This is a genomic window from Streptomyces corynorhini (assembly GCF_003346515.1).
GTDB lineage: Bacteria > Actinomycetota > Actinomycetes > Streptomycetales > Streptomycetaceae > Streptomyces > Streptomyces corynorhini.
The window spans coordinates 35,646-54,869 of record NZ_QQNA01000053.1 but is presented as its reverse complement, the minus strand read 5'-3'; the positions used below and the strand labels follow the sequence as shown (position 1 = coordinate 54,869).

19 protein-coding genes and 1 pseudogene are annotated in these 19,224 nt (G+C 68.8%); 13 read left to right on the top strand and 7 right to left on the bottom strand.

The features are described 5' to 3' along the window. A pseudogene (locus tag DVH02_RS08475) lies at window positions 1-124 on the top strand (SAM-dependent methyltransferase); the annotation flags it as partial. Between the two features lie 63 nt (window positions 125-187). Here DVH02_RS08475 and DVH02_RS08470 read toward each other — a convergent pair. Next, a complete protein-coding gene (locus DVH02_RS08470) occupies window positions 188-616 on the bottom strand; it encodes a hypothetical protein (RefSeq protein WP_114623094.1) in 429 nt (142 codons plus the stop codon). Between the two features lie 63 nt (window positions 617-679). Between DVH02_RS08470 and DVH02_RS08465 the strand changes: the two genes are divergently transcribed. The 3 genes from DVH02_RS08465 (at window position 680) to DVH02_RS08455 (ending at window position 4,535) form a co-directional block, all read left to right on the top strand. Beyond that, complete coding sequence (locus DVH02_RS08465; protein WP_114623093.1) at window positions 680-1,603, top strand: MurR/RpiR family transcriptional regulator; 924 nt, start codon at window positions 680-682, stop codon at window positions 1,601-1,603. Window positions 1,604-1,815: 212 nt separating this feature from the next. Continuing rightward, complete coding sequence (gene murQ / locus DVH02_RS08460) at window positions 1,816-2,868, top strand: N-acetylmuramic acid 6-phosphate etherase (protein ID WP_114623092.1); 1,053 nt, start codon at window positions 1,816-1,818, stop codon at window positions 2,866-2,868. A 32-nt stretch (window positions 2,869-2,900) separates the two neighbouring features. Then, the gene (locus tag DVH02_RS08455; protein WP_114623091.1) at window positions 2,901-4,535 is read left to right on the top strand and encodes a PTS transporter subunit EIIC; all 1,635 of its coding nucleotides are present in this window, start codon (window positions 2,901-2,903) and stop codon (window positions 4,533-4,535) included. Between the two features lie 34 nt (window positions 4,536-4,569). Here the strand turns inward: DVH02_RS08455 and DVH02_RS08450 are convergent, their stop codons facing one another. Further along, a complete protein-coding gene (locus DVH02_RS08450) occupies window positions 4,570-5,001 on the bottom strand; it encodes an amidase (RefSeq protein ID WP_114623090.1) in 432 nt (143 codons plus the stop codon). A gap of 114 nt (window positions 5,002-5,115) precedes the next feature. Here DVH02_RS08450 and DVH02_RS08445 point away from each other — a divergent pair, with 114 nt between their 5' ends. Further along, complete coding sequence (locus tag DVH02_RS08445) at window positions 5,116-5,958, top strand: helix-turn-helix domain-containing protein (RefSeq protein ID WP_114623099.1); 843 nt, start codon at window positions 5,116-5,118, stop codon at window positions 5,956-5,958. Further along, window positions 5,939-6,307, top strand: coding sequence for a DUF397 domain-containing protein (locus tag DVH02_RS08440; RefSeq protein WP_114623089.1), 369 nt, complete (start codon window positions 5,939-5,941; stop codon window positions 6,305-6,307). Before DVH02_RS08445 ends, DVH02_RS08440 begins: the two co-directional genes overlap by 20 nt. Before the next feature lie 32 nt (window positions 6,308-6,339). Here the strand turns inward: DVH02_RS08440 and DVH02_RS08435 are convergent, their stop codons facing one another. After that, window positions 6,340-6,969 (bottom strand): TetR/AcrR family transcriptional regulator, encoded by a 630-nt coding sequence (locus tag DVH02_RS08435; RefSeq protein WP_114623088.1) that lies wholly within the window; start codon window positions 6,967-6,969, stop codon window positions 6,340-6,342. Between the two features lie 71 nt (window positions 6,970-7,040). On the opposite strand from DVH02_RS08435, the gene DVH02_RS08430 reads away from it, so the two are divergent. The 3 genes from DVH02_RS08430 (at window position 7,041) to DVH02_RS08420 (ending at window position 9,240) form a co-directional block, all read left to right on the top strand. Next, a complete protein-coding gene (locus tag DVH02_RS08430) occupies window positions 7,041-7,913 on the top strand; it encodes a ketopantoate reductase family protein (RefSeq protein WP_114623087.1) in 873 nt (290 codons plus the stop codon). Window positions 7,914-8,197: 284 nt separating this feature from the next. Then, window positions 8,198-8,641 carry a GNAT family N-acetyltransferase gene (locus DVH02_RS08425; protein ID WP_233518100.1) on the top strand — a complete coding sequence of 148 codons (444 nt, stop codon included), beginning with the start codon at window positions 8,198-8,200 and terminating at the stop codon, window positions 8,639-8,641. Between the two features lie 158 nt (window positions 8,642-8,799). After that, a complete protein-coding gene (locus DVH02_RS08420) occupies window positions 8,800-9,240 on the top strand; it encodes a PH domain-containing protein (RefSeq protein WP_158575850.1) in 441 nt (146 codons plus the stop codon). Here the strand turns inward: DVH02_RS08420 and DVH02_RS08415 are convergent. Then, window positions 9,228-10,379, bottom strand: a complete 1,152-nt coding sequence (locus DVH02_RS08415) for a methyltransferase domain-containing protein (RefSeq protein WP_114623084.1) — start codon at window positions 10,377-10,379, stop codon at window positions 9,228-9,230. The two genes, DVH02_RS08420 and DVH02_RS08415, sit on opposite strands and share 13 nt — an antisense overlap. Window positions 10,380-10,708: 329 nt before the next feature. Here DVH02_RS08415 and DVH02_RS08410 point away from each other — a divergent pair, with 329 nt between their 5' ends. The 3 genes from DVH02_RS08410 to DVH02_RS34720 are packed head-to-tail and all read left to right on the top strand — an operon-like array spanning window position 10,709 to window position 14,452. Beyond that, the gene (locus tag DVH02_RS08410; protein ID WP_114623083.1) at window positions 10,709-11,173 is read left to right on the top strand and encodes a hypothetical protein; all 465 of its coding nucleotides are present in this window, start codon (window positions 10,709-10,711) and stop codon (window positions 11,171-11,173) included. Window positions 11,174-11,189: 16 nt separating this feature from the next. Then, a complete protein-coding gene (locus DVH02_RS08405) occupies window positions 11,190-13,394 on the top strand; it encodes a DUF6571 family protein (protein WP_147286021.1) in 2,205 nt (734 codons plus the stop codon). Next, window positions 13,394-14,452, top strand: a complete 1,059-nt coding sequence (locus tag DVH02_RS34720; protein ID WP_147286020.1) for a hypothetical protein — start codon at window positions 13,394-13,396, stop codon at window positions 14,450-14,452. Before DVH02_RS08405 ends, DVH02_RS34720 begins: the two co-directional genes overlap by 1 nt. A gap of 93 nt (window positions 14,453-14,545) precedes the next feature. Here DVH02_RS34720 and DVH02_RS08400 read toward each other — a convergent pair whose 3' ends face one another. The 3 genes from DVH02_RS08400 to DVH02_RS08390 are packed head-to-tail and all read right to left on the bottom strand — an operon-like array spanning window position 14,546 to window position 17,982. After that, on the bottom strand, window positions 14,546-16,273 hold the full coding sequence (locus DVH02_RS08400) for a CotH kinase family protein (RefSeq protein WP_114623081.1): 1,728 nt from the start codon (window positions 16,271-16,273) through the stop codon (window positions 14,546-14,548). After that, complete coding sequence (locus tag DVH02_RS08395) at window positions 16,273-16,950, bottom strand: DUF4956 domain-containing protein (RefSeq protein WP_114623080.1); 678 nt, start codon at window positions 16,948-16,950, stop codon at window positions 16,273-16,275. The genes DVH02_RS08400 and DVH02_RS08395 overlap by 1 nt, the downstream gene beginning before the upstream one ends. Before the next feature lie 6 nt (window positions 16,951-16,956). Then, window positions 16,957-17,982, bottom strand: coding sequence for a polyphosphate polymerase domain-containing protein (locus tag DVH02_RS08390; protein ID WP_114623079.1), 1,026 nt, complete (start codon window positions 17,980-17,982; stop codon window positions 16,957-16,959). Window positions 17,983-18,205: 223 nt separating this feature from the next. Between DVH02_RS08390 and DVH02_RS08385 the strand changes: the two genes are divergently transcribed. Beyond that, on the top strand, window positions 18,206-19,171 hold the full coding sequence (locus tag DVH02_RS08385; protein WP_114623078.1) for a hypothetical protein: 966 nt from the start codon (window positions 18,206-18,208) through the stop codon (window positions 19,169-19,171). Window positions 19,172-19,224 lie beyond the last annotated feature (53 nt).

Here is a 19,224-nt window from a genome sequence, read left to right as displayed (position 1 = left end):
CCCGACCCGACCGGCGACCGCGACCTTCGCGGACACCGTCCGCGACGCCCGCCGGGCGCTGCCCGGCGCACGGCTGCGCCGCCGACTGTTCTGGCGCTACACGCTGGTCTGGCACCAGCGGTAGGCGGTCGGCCGCACAGCTCGGCCCGGCCCGGGGTCGGGCCATGCGCCTCGGCCCGGACCGGGGTTACGGAGCGTCCGGGCGCGCCGCGCCGGGCGCGAGCGACCCCACCGCCGCGACGATCACCGCCTGTTTCGCGCAGACCCAGTGCGGGTCGGCCCCCAGCTCGGGCTCCACCTCCAGCGCGTGCGGGTCGGCGTCGGGGCCCTCGGCGCAGACCGGGCAGAGCGGCCAGCGCCCGTACCGCTCCAGCAGCGCGTCCTGAACGTCCTGGGCGACCAGGCCCGTCACGTACGCGACCCCCTCCGGCCACTGTTCGACCCACCAGCGGCGGTGCGCCACGGCGTCCTCCACCAGCGACACCACGTCGGCGCGCGCCACATCGCTCGCCGCCAGATCGGCGAGGACCAGGGCGCGGGCGGCGTGCAGCGCCGACTCCAGGGAGGAGGGCGTTCCGGGGGCGGGGGCGGGCTGGTCGGGGTTCGCGTCGTTCATCCCGCCATTGTCAGGGAGATCTAAGGGTTGACCGACGCCGAGATTCGAAAATATCTTTCAGGTGTGACCCAAGTCGTGAAGGAAAGTTTCAGCGGTGCCGCCCCACCGGCGCCCGCCGCCCTGGCCGCCAAGGTGCGGACGCTCGCGCCGACCATGACCCGCTCCATGCAGCTCGTCGCCGAAGCGGTCGCCGGGGACCCGGCGGGCTGCGCCGCGCTCACCGTCACCGGGCTCGCGGAGCTGACGGGCACGAGCGAGGCGACCGTCGTCCGCACGGCCCGTCTCCTGGGCTACCCGGGCTACCGCGATCTGCGCCTCGCGCTCGCCGGGCTGGCGGCGCAGCAGCAGTCGGGCCGCGCGCCCGCCGTCACGGCGGACATCGCGGTGGACGATCCGATAGCCGATGTCGTCGCCAAGCTGGCCTACGACGAGCAGCAGACGCTGGCCGACACCGCCGCCGGGCTCGACACCGTGCAGCTGGGCGCGGTGATCGCCGCCGCCGTGGCGGCCCGGCGGATCGACATCTACGGGGTGGGCGCCTCGTCGCTCGTGGGCATGGACCTCGCCCAGAAGTTCCTGCGCATCGGCCTGATCGCGCACGCCCACAGCGACCCGCACCAGGCCGTCACCAACGCCGTGCAGCTGCGCGCGGGCGATGTGGCCGTGGCGATAACGCACTCGGGGTCCACGGGCGACGTGATCGAGCCGCTCCGCGTGGCCTTCGACCGCGGCGCGACGACGGTGGCGATCACCGGCCGCCCCGACGGCCCGGTCTCGCAGTACGCGGACCACGTCCTGACCACCTCGACCGCCCGCGAGAGCGAGCTGCGCCCGGCCGCGATGTCGAGCCGTACGAGCCAGCTCCTCGTCGTCGACTGCCTGTTCATAGGCGTCGCGCAGCGCACGTACGGGACGGCCGCCCCGGCCCTCTCCGCGTCGTACGAGGCGCTCGCGCACCGCCACAGCCCGCGCGGCGGAAGGCGCTGACCCGGTAGGGCGCCCCGGTGCCGGACCCCGGCTTCGGGGTACCCGCACCGGTCACCCCGTAACGGCCACTCCGTGACGGGTCGCCCCGTAACGGCACGGCACGGCACCACACCACACGGCACCGCACGGCACCGCACCCACATCCGTACCGGCACCCGCACCCGCACCCGGCACCCGCACCCGCACACCCGGAAGAAAGAGCCGCCCTCTCCATGACCACACCGGCCTCATCAGCCTCGCCTGTCTCCTCGTCCGCCTCGTCCACCACATCCGCCTCGTCTGCCTCGTCTGCCTCGTCCGCCGCGTCCGCCACGTCCGCCACGTCCGCCACCTCCCGAGACCTCCGCGCGCAGCTCGACTCCCTCACCACCGAGGCGTTCCGCCCCGAGCTGGCCGAGATCGATCAGCTGCCCACGCTGGAGATCGCCCGGATCATGAACGGCGAGGACGCCACCGTCCCCGCGGCCGTCGCCGCCCAGCTCCCCCGGATCGCCGCCGCCATCGACGCGATCGCCGAGCGCGCGGCGCACGGCGGGCGGCTGATCTACGCGGGCGCGGGGACGGCGGGACGGCTCGGCGTGCTGGACGCCAGCGAGTGCCCGCCGACGTTCAACACCGACCCCGAGGAGGTCCTCGGCCTCATCGCGGGCGGGCCGGGCGCGCTGGTGACGTCCGTCGAGGGCGCCGAGGACTCCAAGGAGCTGGCCGCCGCCGACCTGACGGCGGTGAAGCTCACCGCCGCCGACACCGTCGTCGGGATCTCCGCGTCCGGCCGCACCCCGTACGCGATAGGAGCCGTCGAGCACGCCCGCAGCCTCGGCGCGCTCACCGTCGGCCTCTCCTGCAACGCGGACAGCGCGCTGGCGGCGGCGGCCGAGCACGGCATCGAGGTGGTCGTCGGCCCCGAGCTGCTCACGGGCTCCACCCGGCTCAAGGCGGGGACGGCGCAGAAGCTCGTGCTGAACATGCTCTCGACGATCACCATGATCCGGCGCGGCAAGACGTACGGAAACCTGATGGTCGACGTGCGCGCCTCCAACGAGAAGCTGCGTGCCCGCTCGCGCCGGATCGTCTCCCTCGCCACCGGCGCCTCCGACGAGGAGATCGAGAAGGCGCTGCACGACAGCGACGGCGAGGTGAAGAACGCCGTCCTCGCCCTCCTCGGCTCGGTCGACGGCCCGACGGCCGCCGCACTCCTCGCGGCGAACAACGGCCATCTGCGCGCGGCGCTGCGGGCCGCCCCCACCCCACCACGTACTCCCTGATCATCCCTTCGCACAGCAAGGCACGAAGCACCATGGCAACCACAGGATCAGCAGCAGACAAGACACCGGACAAGACGCCCGACAAGAACCGCGCCACGGCCGAGGCGATCCTCCCGCTCGTCGGGGGAGCGGGAAACGTGGCATCCGTCGCCCACTGCATGACCAGGCTGCGGCTCGGTCTGCACGACCGCTCTCTCGTGCGGGACGAGGCGCTCAAGGCGCTGCCCGCCGTACTGGGGGTGATCGAGGACGAGACGTACCAGATCGTGCTGGGCCCGGGGACGGTGGCGCGGGTGACGCCGGAGTTCGAGCGGCTGGTGGCGGAGGCCGAGGAGACGGCGGCCCCCACGCCCGGAGCCTCCTCGCCCGCCCCCTCCTCCGCCACGGCCACAGCCACGGCCACGGCCTCGGCGGACGAGCTGGCGGCGCGGGGAGCGGAGATCAAGGCGGAACGGAAGGCGCGCAACGCCACGCCCTTCAAGCTCTTCCTGCGCCGGATCGCCAACATCTTCGTGCCGCTCATCCCGGCGCTGATCGGCTGCGGCATCATCGCCGGTCTCAACGGTCTGCTGACGAACCTGCACTGGTTGCCCGCTGTCGTCCCGGCCCTGGCGGCGATGGCGTCGGGCTTCATGTCGCTGATCGCGGTATTCGTGGGCTACAACACGGCGAAGGAGTTCGGCGGTACGCCCATCCTGGGCGGCGCGGTCGCCGCGATCATCGTCTTCCCGGGCGTCGCCAACATCGACGCGTTCGGGCAGAAGCTCTCCCCGGGCCAGGGCGGCGTCCTGGGCGCGCTGGGCGCGGCGGTCCTGGCGGTGTACGTCGAGAAGTGGTGCAGGCGACGGGTCCCGGAGGCGCTCGACGTCCTGGTCACCCCCACCCTGACCGTGCTGGTCTCCGGCCTGGTCACGATCTTCGGCCTGATGTACGTGGCCGGGGAGATCTCCACCGCCATCGGCACCTTCGCCGACTGGCTGCTCTCGCACGGCGGTTCAGGCGCCGGTTTCGTCCTGGGCGGCCTGTTCCTGCCGCTGGTGATGCTGGGCCTGCACCAGGCGCTCATCCCGATCCACACCACCCTGATCGAGCAGCAGGGCTACACCGTCCTGCTGCCCATCCTCGCCATGGCGGGCGCGGGCCAGGTCGGCGCGGCGGCGGCCGTGTACCTGCGCCTCCCGCACAACACCTCGATCCGCCGCACCATCAGGTCCGCCCTCCCGGCCGGTTTCCTCGGCGTGGGCGAGCCCCTCATCTACGGCGTCTCCCTCCCCCTGGGCCGCCCCTTCATCACCGCCTGCGTGGGCGGCGCCTTCGGAGGCGGCTTCGTGGGCCTGTTCAACCAGCTGGGCGCGGCGGTCGGTTCGACGGCGATCGGCCCCTCCGGCTGGGCCCTGTTCCCACTGCTGTCGGGCAACAAGGGCCTGGGCGAGATGATCGCCGTGTACGGCGGCGGGCTGCTGGTGGGATACGCGGTGGGCTTCGTCGCCACGTACTACTTCGGCTTCACGAAGACGATGCTGCACGAGCTGAACACCGATACGGAGACGGCCGCCCGTACGACCACCAGCAAGGCGCCGACCGCCACCCCGGCCACCCCGGCCACCCCGGCTACCCCGGGCGACCAGCCGCCCCCGGAGACGGCGGCGCAGCCGGCCCAGGTCTGAGCGAGGCCCGTCCGCCACGGCGGCGGGTGGCGCCTCAGCCCGCCGCCGTACGGAGGAACCGCACCAGGTCGTCCACGCCGTACCCGATCAGCGACGCCCGCTCGGCCGCCATGAGCAGCAACTGCGCCACGACGGTGGCCCCGCGCCCGTCGCGCCCGTCGGCCTTCCACTCCCAGAGCCCCTCGACCCCGAGGTCCGTCATGAGCACCCCGGACGCGGCCCGGACCTCGGCGCAGACAGGCGCGACGGCGTCGAGCAGGTTCAGGCCCTCGCGCTCACAGCGGAGGCAGAAGAAGTCGCCGTACCGTCCGGCCGAACACCCGGGCGGCGGGGCGGCCTTCAGGGAGTCGTAGCGGGGGTCGTGGAGATCCGGGAGCCCCTCGGCCAGGCAGTGGAGGAGGTTGAACTGGTAACGATTAACCCCCTCTACCGCGTCTTCGCGTTCTTTTGTGTCCTGCGTAGCCATAAGCGCACTCCAGCACGGTGTGTATTGATTCGCACCACACAGCGTGGCCGAATGTGGCTAGCCTGAATAGACAGTTCGCCCCAACACCGACAGGTGATGAACAGGGAGACCGTCATGCCCGGATCCAAACCCCTCGACCCGTCCTCCTCACCACGCGCCATGCTCGGCGCGGAGCTACGACATCAGCGCGTGCAAGCGCGACTCACGCAGGGCGAGTTGGGGAGGCCGCTCTTCGTGAGCGGCTCCTTCATCGGCCAGCTGGAGTCGGGGACGCGCAGGATGCAGCCGGAGTACGCGACGTACTTCGACGAGACGTTCAAGACGAACGGGTACTTCCTGCGCAACTGCGAGGCGCTGAAGACGTCGAAGTATCCGGATCACTTCGCGGAGGCGGCGGAGGCTGAGGCGATCGCGACGGTGATCAAGGAGTACGCGCCGCTGCTGATCCCGGGGCTGTTGCAGACGGAGGGGTACGCGCGGGCGGTCTTCCGCGCGTATAACCCGACGGCGGTGGAAGAGACGATAGAGGAACTGATCACGGCGAGGCTGGAACGAGCCAACCTCCTCAAACATCCAACAAAGCCGATGGTTTGGACGGTGCTTGACGAGGCAGTGCTGCGGCGTCCGGTGGGCGGACCTGCGGTGATGGCGGAGGCGCTGCGTCATGTGGCGCGGTTGATTCGTAAGCACCGAATTATCGTGCAGGTGCTTCCGTTGAGCGCAGGCGCACACGCGGCACTTGAGGGCACCCTGAAACTCATGGCGTTCGACGACGCGCCCCCACTGGCCTATCTCCAGAGCATGGGCTCGGGCCGATTGTTGGACGATCCGGCGACGGTAGCCCGGCACGAACTGACCTACGATCTGGTGGGGGCCAGCGCACTGTCACCGGAAACTTCCTTGGCCCTGCTGGAGTCAGTGGCGGAGGATTACGAACATGCAGAGCAGCAGCCATGAGTACGACCTGAGCGCAGCCACGTGGCACAAATCCACGTACAGCGGCGGCAGCGGCGGCGACTGCCTTGAGGTCGCCCGGGACTTCCCCGGCGCAGCCACGTGGCACAAGTCCACATACAGCGGTGGCAGCGGCGGCAGTTGCCTCGAAGTCGCCCGAGACTTCCCCGGATCCGCGACCTGGCGCAAGTCCACGTACAGCGGCGCCAGCGGCGGCAACTGCCTCGAAGTGACCGACGGCCTCACCGGCATCGTCCCCGTGCGCGACTCCAAGACCCCGGCCGCGCCTGCCCTGGTCTTCTGGGCCGGGGCGTGGGCGGCCTTCGTGAACGAGGTCAAAGTCATGCCGTAGGCAGGGCGCAGACGTCGGATTCGGGTTCAGGTTCAGGTCCCGGTCGGTGGTGCGCTCATCGCTGCCGCGAGGAAGGTGACCGCCCAGCGCCGGGCGCCCTCGCCCGTCTTCGGGCACAGGTCGGCCGGGGAGTGCCGGTTGTAGACCTCGACGCGGTCGACGGCGGTCACGGCGAGGATCCCTCGCAGCCGGAACCCCAGCTCCTCCGAGGAGAGGTCGGGCAGGGCGCGCTCGAAGGCCGCCAGGTAGCGCTCGCGCACCGCGCCCTCGGCCGGGCCCGTCCAGGCGCGCATCTCCTCGGCCGGGTCGCTGATGATCATCACGATCAGCCGGGACCTCCGGGCGCCGCCCTCGTCGTCGGCCGGCATCCCGTCGAACAGCGGACCCGCGAACGCCTCGACCAGTTCGGCGACCGGCGGGTCCGGGGTCCGGGCCAGCAGCCGGTCGAGCCCGGCGCGCTGCGCGGCGGTGATGGGCTCGATCGCGCGGCGGACGACCTCGGTCAGCAACGCCGCCTTTGAGCCGAAGTGGTACGAGACGGCGGCCAGGTTCGCTCCGGCGAGGTCGGTGATCGCGCGGACCGAGGTGCCGCCGTAACCGCGCTCCGCGAAGAGGCGTTCGGCCGCGTCGAGAATCTGGGTGCGGGTATCGGGTGGCGCCATGGGTGCATACTGTACATACGCTTGATTAAAACGAACGTATGATTGATGCGAACGTCCGGAAGAGGGCTGCCATGAAACTGCTCGTCTACGGCGCCGGGGTCACCGGCAGCCTGCTCGCCGCCCACCTGCACAAGGGCGGGCACGATGTCTCGCTCCTCGCCCGGGGTGAGCGCCTGGCCGCCCTGCGCCGACACGGCCTGCGGCTCGCCGAGGAGGACAGCCCGGCCGTCGAACAGGTGCCCCTGCGCGTGGTCGAGCATCCGGGCGGCGCGTACGAGCTGACCCTCGTCCCTGTCCGCGCCCACCAGGTGGACGCGGTGCTGGAGTCACTCGCCGGACTCGAAGGCGACGTGTTGTTTCTGCTCAACTGGGCTGCTGGAGCACAGCCGTTGGGCGAGGGGATCGGCCACGGGCGGGTGCTGCTCGGCTTCCCCACGTTCGGCGGCACGATGGACGGCGATGTGGTGCGCTACCGCGCGCCCAGCCTGATGACGCGCCGGGTCCCGATGTCGATCGGTGAGCCCGACGGCCGTACCACCGCGCGGCTGGGACGGATCGTGGAGGCGTTCCGCACCACCGGGATCAACGCCAAGGCCGAGCCACGGATGGACGCCTGGCTCAAGACGCACGCCGCGTTCGAGGTGCCGCTCGGCCAGGCGGTGCACGCGGCGGGCGGCCCGGTGGCGCTGGCCGACGATCCGCGGGCGATCCGGGACATGATCCACCACATACGGCGGAACCTGGCCGCCCTGCCGACGCGGCCGGTCCCGCGCGCGTTCAACGTTCTGCGGACGCTGCCGGTAGGACTGCTCGTGGCCGTGTTCCGGCGCTTCCTGCGGAGCCCGACGGCCGTGCACAGCGGGCTCAGCGACGCCTCGCCCACGGCGGTGGCGGAACTCGACCGGCTGGCCGAACAGTTGCGCGCCTGCGCGGGCACCCGGTAGGCGAAGGACGGCGGGGCGGCAGCGGCGCCGCCCGGCGGCGCGCGCCTGCCTGCCTGCCTGCCTGCCTGCTAGGGTCCCCGCCAGCAGTAAGCCTCCACGGCCCGGATGCCCACCATCCACCGTGGAGGCTTTTTTTCATGCCCCGGTTTCCATGACCGGGTTTTCATGCCCCGGACAGAAGAAGGAGTCCCGTGCCTGACGTGCCTGACGGGCCTGACGGGCCTGACGTATCCCTTTCCGTCGCGGGCGTCGCCGATCTCCCCGTGGTGGAGCGGCTGTGGCTGATGTTCCGCCACGACATGTCGGAGTTCCACGGTCTGCTGCCCCGCGCCGACGGGACCTTCCGAGGCGACCGCCTCCGTACGGCGTTCTCCGAGCCGGACTGGGTTCCCTACCTGCTCACGAGCGGTGACAGCCCTGCCGGGTTCGCGTTCGTCCGGGGTCTGACCGGTCCGACGCGCGTGCTGAACAGCTTCTTTGTCGTGCGCGGCGCGCGGCGGACGGGGATCGGGCTGCGCGCGGTCCGGGAGATCACGGCCAGGCACCCGGGCCCGTGGTCCGTCGCGTTCCAGGACGCCAACAGCGCCGCCGTGCGCTTCTGGCGGCGCGTGGCCACGGAGATCGCCGACGACGCGTGGACGGAGGAGCGCAGAGCGGTACCGGGGCGGCCCGAAGCGCCGCCCGATGTCTGGATCTCGTTCCACGCCCGCGCGGCGACGCACGACTGAGCCTCCGAGCCGGAAAGCGAGCAGGCAACGGTGCCCGAACGGGCCATGGATGGGCCATGGACGGGCCGTGGACGGGCCGCGATCGACGAGCGCGGACTGACGGACTGCCCGTACGCACGTGTCCTACGCTCTACTGGGGGCCACGGCGGAGGAGGATCATGACCCGCGAGTACCGCGTGCGGCCCGGTCGTGTCTTCGGACTGGTGGTGGTCATCGCGTTCGTCACGATGGCGCCTCTGCTGCCGCTGTGGACCGCCACCGGCCTCGCGGGGGCGACAAAGCGGCTGGTCAGCGTGGTACTTCTGGCTCTCTTCCTCGTCCTCTGCGTCCGGGCCGGCCGCTCGGTGACCGTCGTCGACTCCACCGGCATCCACATCCGTACCCTCAGCCGCACGCGCCACCTGGGCTGGTCCGACGTCCAGGACTTCCGCTCCGCCCCCAGCAACCGCGCCCCGGGCCGGAGCGACGCCCCCGACACCGTGACGTACGCCCACACCCACGGCGGCCGTCGGGTCCTGCTCCCGTACGTGGACGACCGGCATGTGGACGTCGAGCGGGAGATCCGGCTGCTGCGCGCCGCACTGCGTCAAAGCGGCTGATCCGGGGTGCGCAGCCACGGGTGCTGGTTGCCGTCGGCGGTGACGGTGAGCCCGTACTCGTAGAGGTCCGGCCGACCGGCCCGCGTCCAGTTCAGGTAGGAGCGCTCCAGGTCGGAGACCAGGTCACGCGGTCCCCACTGCCGGATCTCGTTGCCGGCCACATGCGCCCAGGAGGTGCCGGTGGACAGCCACCACGCGGAGCCGTCGGCGGTGTCCTGCCGGTCGGCGTGGAGCCCGGGGAGCATCAGGCCCACGGCGAACCGGGCGTGGAAATCGGTGTCGAGCCACCCCATGTCCAGGCTGGTGGCGCCTGCCCTGGCACCGGTCCAGGCGTCGTGGCTGTAGAGGGTGTGCAGGGGCGATTGGTCGCCCCGGCGCTGACCGCGCAGGTCCATGAACGCCATGGGGTAGCCGAAGTGCCCTTCTCCACGGCCCTCTTCTGTGATGCGCAGTACGGCCATGCCGCGCGGCTGCAGGGCGCTGCGCCACGGGGCGACGACCAGCCCGCCCGGCCTGGTCTGCGCGATCCACGCGCCGGGTACCCGGCTCAGGGACGCGGTGGAGATGACCCGGTCGAAGGGAGCCCGGGGCTCGAAGCCCTTCTCGCCGTCCGCGACCACCACGACGGGCCGGTATCCGGTGACCCGCAGTGCTCGTTCGGCGCCTTCGGCCACCTCGGGATCGATTTCCACCGTCGTCACGTTCTCCGCGCCTGCCCGTTCGCACAGCAGGGCCGCGTTATATCCGGTGCCCGCCCCGATTTCCAGGATCCGCTGGCCGGGACGCACGTCCGCTGCCGCGAGCATGGTGAACACGGCGTCGGGCGCGCTGATGGAACTGGTGGGAAGCGCCCCTCCAAGAGGGCCGGGGCGCCCGTCGTCGACCTGCGTCACCACCGAGCCGGTCACGTCGTAGACCAGCCGGGCCCAGTCGTCCGGGGCATCGGCGCGGTCCAACGGCTGGTACGCGCGGTCGTCCTGGCGCCACTCCCATACGCGTTGTGGGACGAAGGCGTGACGCGCGACCTTCTCGAAGGCCGTACGCATCCACGGCAGTTCGAAGCCTCCGGCCTCGTCCAGCCGGGCGGCCGTACGGGCGCGCAGGGCGTCGAGGTCCACCGGTTCGGTTGGCGCCGTCATTTTCCGCGTGTACCGGAACCGGGCTTCGAGACATCCGGATGCTGCCCGTCCGAGTCCCTCTTGGACGGTTCCGGGGCCGGCGGGTTCGGCGGTGGAGGTGCTCCATGAGTGCCCATCACATGCGCCTGCTTTCTCGTTGGTCTCCTCAGAGCGGCGGGTGAACCCGGCGCGCTCTCCCTTCAAGCCCGACACTACACGAAGCGACGCCCTGGCAACAGAGAGCAACCATCCCCGGCGTGAGGGCGGTTGATCAGGCTTGAGCTTGCCTTTGCCGCTTCTGTAGCGTGCGTTTGCGCCATCAAACACACGAACACAACGGGGGACATCGCATGTCATTCGAGGACGAGTGGCGACAACTCAAAGAAGACGCGGCCGCGAAGAGTTCGGGGATGCGGCTGAACGGCCTTCCGGCCATGGACCCGGGCGGCCCCAGATACCCCGCCAGCGGCGGTACGGCTCCCGCGCCCGACTACGTCGTCCAGAGGGATGACCTGGGCGCCATCGGACACGACGCCTTCCTCCTCTTCAACGGCATGGAGTCGGGCGGCAAGCACGCGAAGGTCGAGAGCGAGGCCGCGGCGGCGGCTCTCAAGGCCGAGAATTTCGCCATGGGAGCCGCGTTGGCCACGGTGAACAAGACGTGGGAAACGCAGGTCAAGTCGTTGATGCAGGCATGTGCCCACATCTCCAACCACCTCGACTACACCGCCAAGTCCAGCAAGCAGGACGACGAGTGGATCGAGACAGACCTGAAACGCATCTCGGTGTCCAAGCTCAGCGAGTACTTCAAGTAGGGAGAGGCAGACCGAGATGACATCGATGCAGGACCTCCTGAACGTGAAGCTGACTCCTCTGAGCAGCGCGATCACCGACTGGACCCAGGCGATCGAGAAGCTCAAACACCTCGTGGACGACGCGAAGGCGATGAAGCAGCGTGCGAACGGCGCCCAGTGGGAGGGTGAGAACGCCACCGTCACAAGAGAGTTCGTCAGCAAGACGGCAAAAGAGTTCACCGATGCCCATACCGAGGCGACGAGCATCCGCGATCTCCTCAAGGATGCCCATACGCAGCTCCAGTCGGCGCAGACAGAACTCAAGGCGATCTGCGACAACCCGCCCAAGGGCATCGTGATCCATCCCGACGGTGTCCTCAGCCACCGCGTCCACCCCGACCGCCGCGCGAAGGGCAGCACCGAGGAGTCCGCCACTCCGGCCGAGTTCGAGGCGCTGCGGACCAAGCTTGAGGCCGTCCTCAAGCGAGCGGCGGAAGCGGACAAGCTCTGCGCCTGGGGTCTGCGCAGCCTGGTCAAGGACCATCCGCACGACTTCGGCAGCACCAGCTACAGCTCCCTCAAGGACGCCAAGCAGGCGAGGGACGCCGAGCGAGCGGTCCAGGACCGCAAGGAAGGACGGGAGGCGGCCCAGCTCTTCGGCCGTCTCGACCACCTCAGCGACAAGGAGATGGAGCGGCTTCTGACGCTGACGAAGAACGGGGAGAACTCCGCCGCCTTCAGTGCGGAACTGCTCAAGAACCTCAGTGTCGATGGCAGGGAAGGCCAGGAGGCGCTCCTCAAGCTGACCACGGCACTGGACAGCCACGACGCCTCCGGCGGGCTGCCCGAGACGCACGCTCAGCTCCGCTCCTCGCTGTCCGCCAGTCTCGCGGCCGCCACCCAGCCGGGCGCCCCGCTCGGGCCGGTGAACGGAGTCACCTCCGACTGGGCCACCAAGCTGCTCGACGTGGCCCGCGACGGAAACGGGCTGCCCGACAGGCATCCGGGCTCCATCAAGGGCGGCTTCGAAACGCTCAGTCGGCTGACCGGCCTGATCGGGGCGGGCGACGCGAAGTACGACGGAGCATTCCTCGAATCGGCGGCGTCGACCGTACGTGACTACGAGGAGCACTCGTCCGACCCGTACTCCTACGTCAAGGACAACTGGAAGGGCACCCAGGCAGACCCCATGGGTGGGCTGATGCAGGCGTTCAGCCGCAGCCCGGAGGCAGCAGAGGCATTCTTCGATCCGAAGAAGTCGGACAACCTCCAGTACTTCTTGAAGGACCGTGACTGGCCCGGCAGTTCAGTCGAGAACGACATGCCCCAGGAGACCATCGAAACCTCCGCACGCCACTACTTCGGCCAGGCCCTCGAAGCCGCCGCCACCGGCCACGAAGCCAATGCGGGCCCTCAGGAGATCCCGGCGCGGCACAGCGCCACTCAAGCGGCGATCTTCACCGATGTGGTCAAACAGTATGGTGCGGACATCGCAGGCGATCCGCAGGGTATGCCGGCGGGGCTCCGTTCGGGGGTGGGTGCGATGTTCGCGGACTACGCAGGGGATATCCACCAGATACTCGGCAAGAGCGTCAACACCAATACAGAATTCAGCCATCTTGAAATCGGCCGCAATGATCTCATCCCTGCCATGCGCGCGGTCGCGGAGGACCCCACGGCATTCGGGCGAATACATGACGCGTTGACAACCTACATCGCCACGGGCATCGACGATCATCCGGCCGAGGACTTCGTGACCAAGGATTCAAAGAGCAGCAACAAGCTCGCCGCCTTCGCGAATCAATCGGCATCCACAATGGGGCATCTGGACGAATTGCGCGCCGATGTCATCCATAAAATTGGCGAAGACAAGGCAAGCGCAGCTGCCTGGAACAAGATGATGCAGTACCACATGATCGGCGCACCATTTACAAATATCCCTCTGGCGGGTGACTCGATCCAACGACTCGTCGACGTCGGCACGGCCGAATACATGAACGGCCTGGTCGAAGAAATCGACAAAGAAACCAGAAACAATCTGGCCCGACATTTCTCCAGCGGAGAGCAGCAAATCCAAAAAATGCTGGAGACGGCGTTCAAGGATAAATTCCCCGAGGATCAGTGGTACCTCATGGACACCGACACGGGGCAGTTCGAGAGCATATTGCAGACGGGCGTCGAGAACTCTTACTACAACGGGCTCACGGGCGGCGCCGGAAACACTGGCAGAAGGGCGAATTAATGACTGCGGCACTCAAGGCAGTGGCGCGATCGTCCAAGCGCCTCAGGGCAATCATGGCGGGCACGGTCGCATTGGTCGTGGCCGGGACAGCTCTGGGAATCACCCACGTCGTACGCGAAAAGGACGAGCCCGCGCAGGAGAGTTTCTGCTGGGGAACGCTTGACGCGCGCGACGCGGCATCGCTGAGCGCCGAACGTGCGGCGCGGTACGTTTCCGACGACACGCAGCAACAGTTGGGGAGCGTATACCCGTTCACGTGCCTTGTGGGTCCCGTGAAGGAGGGCGCCAACAGCCCACTACAAACATCAGAATTCAGCGTAACGGTCCAGGGGCTCTCGAATAACTTTTCTGTCGGGTCGATCGGCGACGAAATCGTCGGCGCGACACCATCCAGGACACCCATTCAAGGGGTACCAGGCTGGCTGACCCCGAACCATGCAGGCGTCCTCCTGCCGGATTCCTGCAACAAGAAGCTGCGCCTCAACGGCGCCGCTTACGTAAGAATCGAAAGTTCGTCCCGGGCACGCGAGGCATTTGACATGGACGGCGCTTTTCGATCCAGACTCCTGCATTTGCTCATGAAGAGCGCAACGGGCATTTCAAAAAAACTCGACTGCTCCGATGGAGCTTTCGTCGCCCCGGAGAATACGCCTCCGGCCATCACCCCCTCCCCTCTCGCCTCCGATGAAACGTGCGAGCTTCCCGGCTTCACAGCATTTTCGTCGTCGAAGGTTCCTTTCAGCGAGTTCGTAACATCCGGCGATTACCGCATGTGGAGTTGCTCACTCATCGCCACGGAAGAAATCAAACAGGAAACCCTCTTGCAATTCACCATAACCCAGGAGGCACAGCTGCTACGGCTAGCCCGGGGAACGACAGGACGGTCGGCCAGCCTGCTCTGCGACGGAAAAGAGACGCTACTGGAGGTGAACTCCGCCATGTTTTTCAAGCGGCGGGCGGGTAGCGAATCCGTACTGCCCGAAGAAAAACTGTTCGAAAACTTCAAGAAAGCTGTCTCCAAGAAATCCGATTGCACTCCCCTGGACGACGCTTCCTGATCACGGTATTCGCCACGCTCCACAACGCCCCGCGCGCCCGTCGCGGCTTGTTCGCCGGACGGAGCACGCGGGGCGCGGTGCTGGGATCTGACGTCAGGATGGCTCCCGCACCACCTCCTTGTTCTTGGCCAGCGCCTTCGTTCGGGCGGTGACGGTGGCGCGCAGGGTGGTGACGGCCTTGTCGACGCCCTTGGCGTCGGCGCCGTTCGCCTTCGCGCCCGCCGCCAGGGTGGTGAGTGTCTTGGACGCGGTGCCGGAGCTGTAGAACTTCTCGTACAGCTCGCGGTAGGCGGTCTTGTAGACGGTGTCGAAGGCGTCGAGCTTCAGGAAGCGCTCCTTGAGGATGTGACCGCCCCTGGGCCCCCCGCCACCGCCTCCGGCACCGGCCTTGCCGTCGGCATCGTCGCCGCCGCCGGGAGCGCCGCCGGGGAAGCCGCCCTCGGGGAAACCGCCCTCCGGGAAGCCGTCGGCCGGTGGGCCGTCGGTGTTGTCGTCTCCGGCCGCGTCCCCGGCGGGCATGGCTGCCCGGCCCATGCCCATGCCCGTCTCGTCGTCCGGGCCCGTGTCGGTGGAGCCGCTGAACGCGAGGTTGAAGTCCCAGCCGAGGACCGAGAACTTCTTGGTGCTCAGGTCGTACCAGAGCACGTAGTTGTTGCCGGGGCCCGCCATGTCGTCGAAGTTCATCAGCAGGTTCTGCGTGGCCACGTACTCCGCGAAGGACTTCACGTCGACGTGGTCGGCCAGCTCTGCCGCGAACTCCTTGTCCGACGCCTCGTTCGCCCACTTGATGAGCTTCATCACCGGGGCGAGATCCTGGCTGCCCTTCTTGTTCAGCTGCTTGAAGGACGTCTTGTAGTCGGTGGGATCGTCGCCCTTGTACGCGAAACTGCCGCTGGCCCGCGCCTTGTACATCACGCCGTCGGTGTCGTATGAGGCGTCCGCGTAGTCCATGCTCGGGTTCTCGACCAGCAGCCGGGTGACCGTGGGACCGTTGTTGACCTGCACGGAGGAGAAGGCGAACCCCTCCGCCGTCTGGTCGGTCGCGTCCATCAGCGAGAGCGTCAGCGCCTCGTTGAACGGGACGTCGGCGTCCGCTCCGGGACGGATGGAGATCTCCCGGTGGCCCTGGTAGGCCCGGCCCTCGACGTACTCGTCGATGCTGATGAGCCAGGGCAGCTCCTCCGGCTTGGACGCGGAGAGTTCGTAGTTCACCATTCCGCCACCCCCGCCCCCGCCGCCGGGGGCAGCGTTCTGGCCCTGGCCCTGGTCCTGGCCCTGGTCCTGGCCAGCGCCTTGGCCCGGTCCGGCTCCTTGCCTGCCTCCCTGACCGCCGCCCTGATCGCCTCCCTGGCCACCTCCCTGACCGCCTCCCTGACCGCCGCCTTGTCCGGCGCCGCCCGGTCCCCCGGCTCCTCCCCGTCGGTTGCCCCGCAGGCTCTGGAGCGTCGAGTTGCCCTTGAGCCGGATGCCGACGTCCTTCAGGAAGACCCCGTCGATCGTCAGGTCCGCGCGGATGTAGTCCTTCGTCCCTTCGTCCTTGAAGTCCTTCATCATCTTGGTGAACTCCGACTCGTCATAGGCGAGTTGGATACGGTGCGACGTCGTCGCGTCGTACAGCCCGACCGACCCCGCCACGTTCTCCGTGATCTCGTCGCTGTCCGCGGCCGAGGCGCTCGTCACCCAGGGGGTGACCCGGGCGTCGCCGAAGAAGGCCAGCAGTACGGTCAGCCCGAGCCCCAGCGCCACGACGGGCTTCCAGTGGTGGCGTAGCCGTACCGGAATCCGGTGCTTCAGAGGCCGACGCCCGTTCGGCGCGCCCATCACAGGTCGGTCTGGTCGTATCCGGTCAGCACGGTGACACGCTGACCGGAGGTGCGTTCCTGGAGCGCCGCCACCAGTTCGCCCGGCTCGGTGCCCTTCTTCATCCGTACCGTGTAGAAGACCTCGGTCAGCGCGCCGCCCCGGATCGTCTCCGTGCTGACCAGCTCGAATTCGCTGGTGTAGCGGATGAGGACGTCGCGGATACCCTCGCTGTAGTCGTCCCCGGCCGGCACCTGCACCTTGACCACCTGGCGCTGGACGTCGAGGTGGAACCAGTTGAACTTGTACATCACGTAGATGATCAGGCAGATCGCCACACCCGCGACGGAGGCCAGCGTGTAGAAGCGCGCGCCCGCCGCCATGCCGATGCCCATCACCAGGAAGATGAAGCCGACATCCCTGGTTTCCTTGATCGCGTTACGGAAGCGGACCACCGACAACGCCCCCACCAGCGAGAAGGCGCGGGCCAGGTTGGATCCGACGACCAGCATGATCAGGGCGACGATCATGCCGACGATGACCAGGGTCTGCACGTACGACTGGCTGTACGAGACGTTCCGGTGCGTGGCCCGGTAGACGTACCCGATCATCGTGCTGAGGATGAACGAGAGGGACATCGCGATCACGATGTCCGTGACGCTGAACGTCCCGCTCAGGTCCTGAAGGTCGAAATTCACGGTTGCTCATGCCTCCACAGGCGTGGGTGGGGGGAAGGACGCGGAGCGGTCCGCCGGTTGGCCGACGGGGTGGTCCGCGCGGTGATCCGTGCGGGGGTGGTCCGTACGGGGGTGGTCCTCTTCGCGTACGTGGAAGACCGACCGGGGTGCCATGCCGAACGCCTCGACGGACTGCACGTACTTGGAGACCCGCACGAGGTTGAGATCGCGGCGGGCGGCCAGGTCGGTGATCCAGTACGGCGTACGTTCGTTGACCTTGACCTCCATCACCGTGAGGTGCGGCGGCAGGGTGTAACGGTTCTCCGCGCCCTCGGCGGTGAAGTCGAAGTCGCGGTCCCGGCCGCGTACGCGCCGGTCGAAGGTGACGCGGAGCCCGGTGTCCTGGTCGCGGCCGACCAGCGCCTCGCGCTGATAGCCGGTGATGACCATGGGCCGCAGGTCGAGCCGTACGACCAGTTCGAGCACCTCCTCGACGAAGGCGCGCTCCTTGGCGGCGTGGTCGATCAGCCGCCGCCCGTCGACCAGTTCGCGCGCGGTGGCGTACGGGAGGGTGATGCGGCGCTTCTGCGTGACGCGGTTGACGCGCTGCTTGATCTCCACGCAGACGGGCGCGTCGTCGGTGACCCCGGTGAGGTCTCCGTAGTGCCGGATCCGGAGCTTCCTGCGGAACTTCAGCCCCTCGATCTTCTCCCAGTAGAAGCGGAGTTGCGGGGTGTCGTAGTACAGGCTCCACACCCCGTAGCCGCCGACGGGGCTGTGCGCGTCGCGGTCCATGCGCTCGGCCAGCTCGTCGCGGATGGCGGCGGCCAAGTCAACGGGGACGAGGTACTTCAACTCGTACCGGTTGAAGGAGTGCAGTCGGCTGGCGACTTGCAGCGCCTCCGGCGCGGCTGCCTCGGGAGCGGCTGTATCCGGTGCGGCTACCTCGGGGGCGGCTGTATCCGGTGTGGCTGCCTCTTCTGGTGTTTCGGGCGGGTCGGCCCGCGCCGCGTCGCCGGTGCGGGGTGCGGGGGTCTTCCGCAGGCGGAACATGGCTCTCCTCACTCAAGTGCGTGGATGCGTCCTTGAGTAAGGAATCGGTCAAGCCTGTGCGTGAGTTATGAGTTGAATATGAACAGAATGAATTTTCTGGCTGAACTCCAGGTGAACGAATGCGCTGTCCCGATCTGTCGCCTCTCGTCCCCTCCGTTCCCTGATCCCCGCCGCCTATCCTGGTCGCTGCTCCCGCCCGGACCGATGGATCAGGAACTCCCTTATGTGGCAAGGACAGCAGCCGTCGGGTAACGAGCCGCGGCAGCAGCCCCCGAGCGCGAACCCGTACCTGCGGCCCGCGCCCTGGGACGCCCCGACGGTGACGGCCGGCCCCGGCGGTGGCCCCAACGGTGGCCCCGGCGGCGATGGCGACAGCGGTAGCGGCGGCGGGGGTGAGGAGGGGGGCGGCGACCGCCGCAGGACCATGGTCGTCGCCCTGGTCGCGGTGGCCGCCGTCCTGATGACCGCCGGTGTCACCGGGTGGCTGGTCCTCGGCCGCGACAGCGGCGAGGACGGCACCAGGAAGGACGAGGCGACGGACGTGTCGCCGTCGCCCTCCGGGCCTCCGGCGCGCTCCTCGGGGGAGCCGAAGCCGGTCGTCGCGGGCTGGAAGACCGTGGTCAATCCGAAGACCGGCATCGCCTTCGACGTGCCCCCCGAGTGGGACCGCAAGGCGGCGACCTGGGCCAGTTACGCCGTCGAGGGCGGCGACGAGGAGAAGATCCTCGTCGGCTTCGCCGCGCCCGCGGTGCTCAAGGAGAAGTGGTGCGCGTCCGACGACAACAAGGACGGCGTCGACGAGGACACCGCGCTCGCCTCGGCCGGCTCCAGGAGCGAGAACAGCGCCAAGGACGTCGCGGAGGCGGCCCGGAAGAACGCCGAACTGTGGGTGTACGGGCGGTATGCGCAGCCCGACCGGACGAAGATCTCCAACGGCCCCGTGGCGTCGTACACCACCGCCTCCGGCATCAAGGGCAGTCTGGCGACGTCCGAGTCCTCCGGTGCCGACCGGAGCGGCAAGTGCGACACGGACGGCAAGGCCACGGCCTTCGCCTTCAAGAACTCCAAGGGTGACTTCGTCTCCTGGACCTTCCACGGCGCGAAGGGTGTCGACGACGAGGTCCCCGACGCGACGGTCCGCGAGATCCTCGGCACGGTCCGGCTGACGGACGGCACCACCGGCTCCTGAACGCCCGCCGACTGAACGCCCGCGGACTGAAAGGTCGCTGGCCGCAAGGTCGC

Bases quoted from the DNA above. Each gene is read 5' to 3' on its own strand.
- DVH02_RS08470 (WP_114623094.1), bottom strand. From the start codon at position 616: ATGAACGACGCGAACCCCGACCAGCCCGCCCCCGCCCCCGGAACGCCC.
- murQ (WP_114623092.1), top strand. From the start codon at position 1,816: ATGACCACACCGGCCTCATCAGCCTCGCCTGTCTCCTCGTCCGCCTCG.
- DVH02_RS08455 (WP_114623091.1), top strand. From the start codon at position 2,901: ATGGCAACCACAGGATCAGCAGCAGACAAGACACCGGACAAGACGCCC.
- DVH02_RS08450 (WP_114623090.1), bottom strand. From the start codon at position 5,001: ATGGCTACGCAGGACACAAAAGAACGCGAAGACGCGGTAGAGGGGGTT.
- DVH02_RS08445 (WP_114623099.1), top strand. From the start codon at position 5,116: ATGCCCGGATCCAAACCCCTCGACCCGTCCTCCTCACCACGCGCCATG.
- DVH02_RS08440 (WP_114623089.1), top strand. From the start codon at position 5,939: ATGCAGAGCAGCAGCCATGAGTACGACCTGAGCGCAGCCACGTGGCAC.
- DVH02_RS08435 (WP_114623088.1), bottom strand. From the start codon at position 6,969: ATGGCGCCACCCGATACCCGCACCCAGATTCTCGACGCGGCCGAACGC.
- DVH02_RS08430 (WP_114623087.1), top strand. From the start codon at position 7,041: ATGAAACTGCTCGTCTACGGCGCCGGGGTCACCGGCAGCCTGCTCGCC.
- DVH02_RS08425 (WP_233518100.1), top strand. From the start codon at position 8,198: ATGTTCCGCCACGACATGTCGGAGTTCCACGGTCTGCTGCCCCGCGCC.
- DVH02_RS08420 (WP_158575850.1), top strand. From the start codon at position 8,800: ATGACCCGCGAGTACCGCGTGCGGCCCGGTCGTGTCTTCGGACTGGTG.
- DVH02_RS08415 (WP_114623084.1), bottom strand. From the start codon at position 10,379: ATGACGGCGCCAACCGAACCGGTGGACCTCGACGCCCTGCGCGCCCGT.
- DVH02_RS08410 (WP_114623083.1), top strand. From the start codon at position 10,709: ATGTCATTCGAGGACGAGTGGCGACAACTCAAAGAAGACGCGGCCGCG.
- DVH02_RS08405 (WP_147286021.1), top strand. From the start codon at position 11,190: ATGACATCGATGCAGGACCTCCTGAACGTGAAGCTGACTCCTCTGAGC.
- DVH02_RS34720 (WP_147286020.1), top strand. From the start codon at position 13,394: ATGACTGCGGCACTCAAGGCAGTGGCGCGATCGTCCAAGCGCCTCAGG.
- DVH02_RS08400 (WP_114623081.1), bottom strand. From the start codon at position 16,273: ATGGGCGCGCCGAACGGGCGTCGGCCTCTGAAGCACCGGATTCCGGTA.
- DVH02_RS08390 (WP_114623079.1), bottom strand. From the start codon at position 17,982: ATGTTCCGCCTGCGGAAGACCCCCGCACCCCGCACCGGCGACGCGGCG.
- DVH02_RS08385 (WP_114623078.1), top strand. From the start codon at position 18,206: ATGTGGCAAGGACAGCAGCCGTCGGGTAACGAGCCGCGGCAGCAGCCC.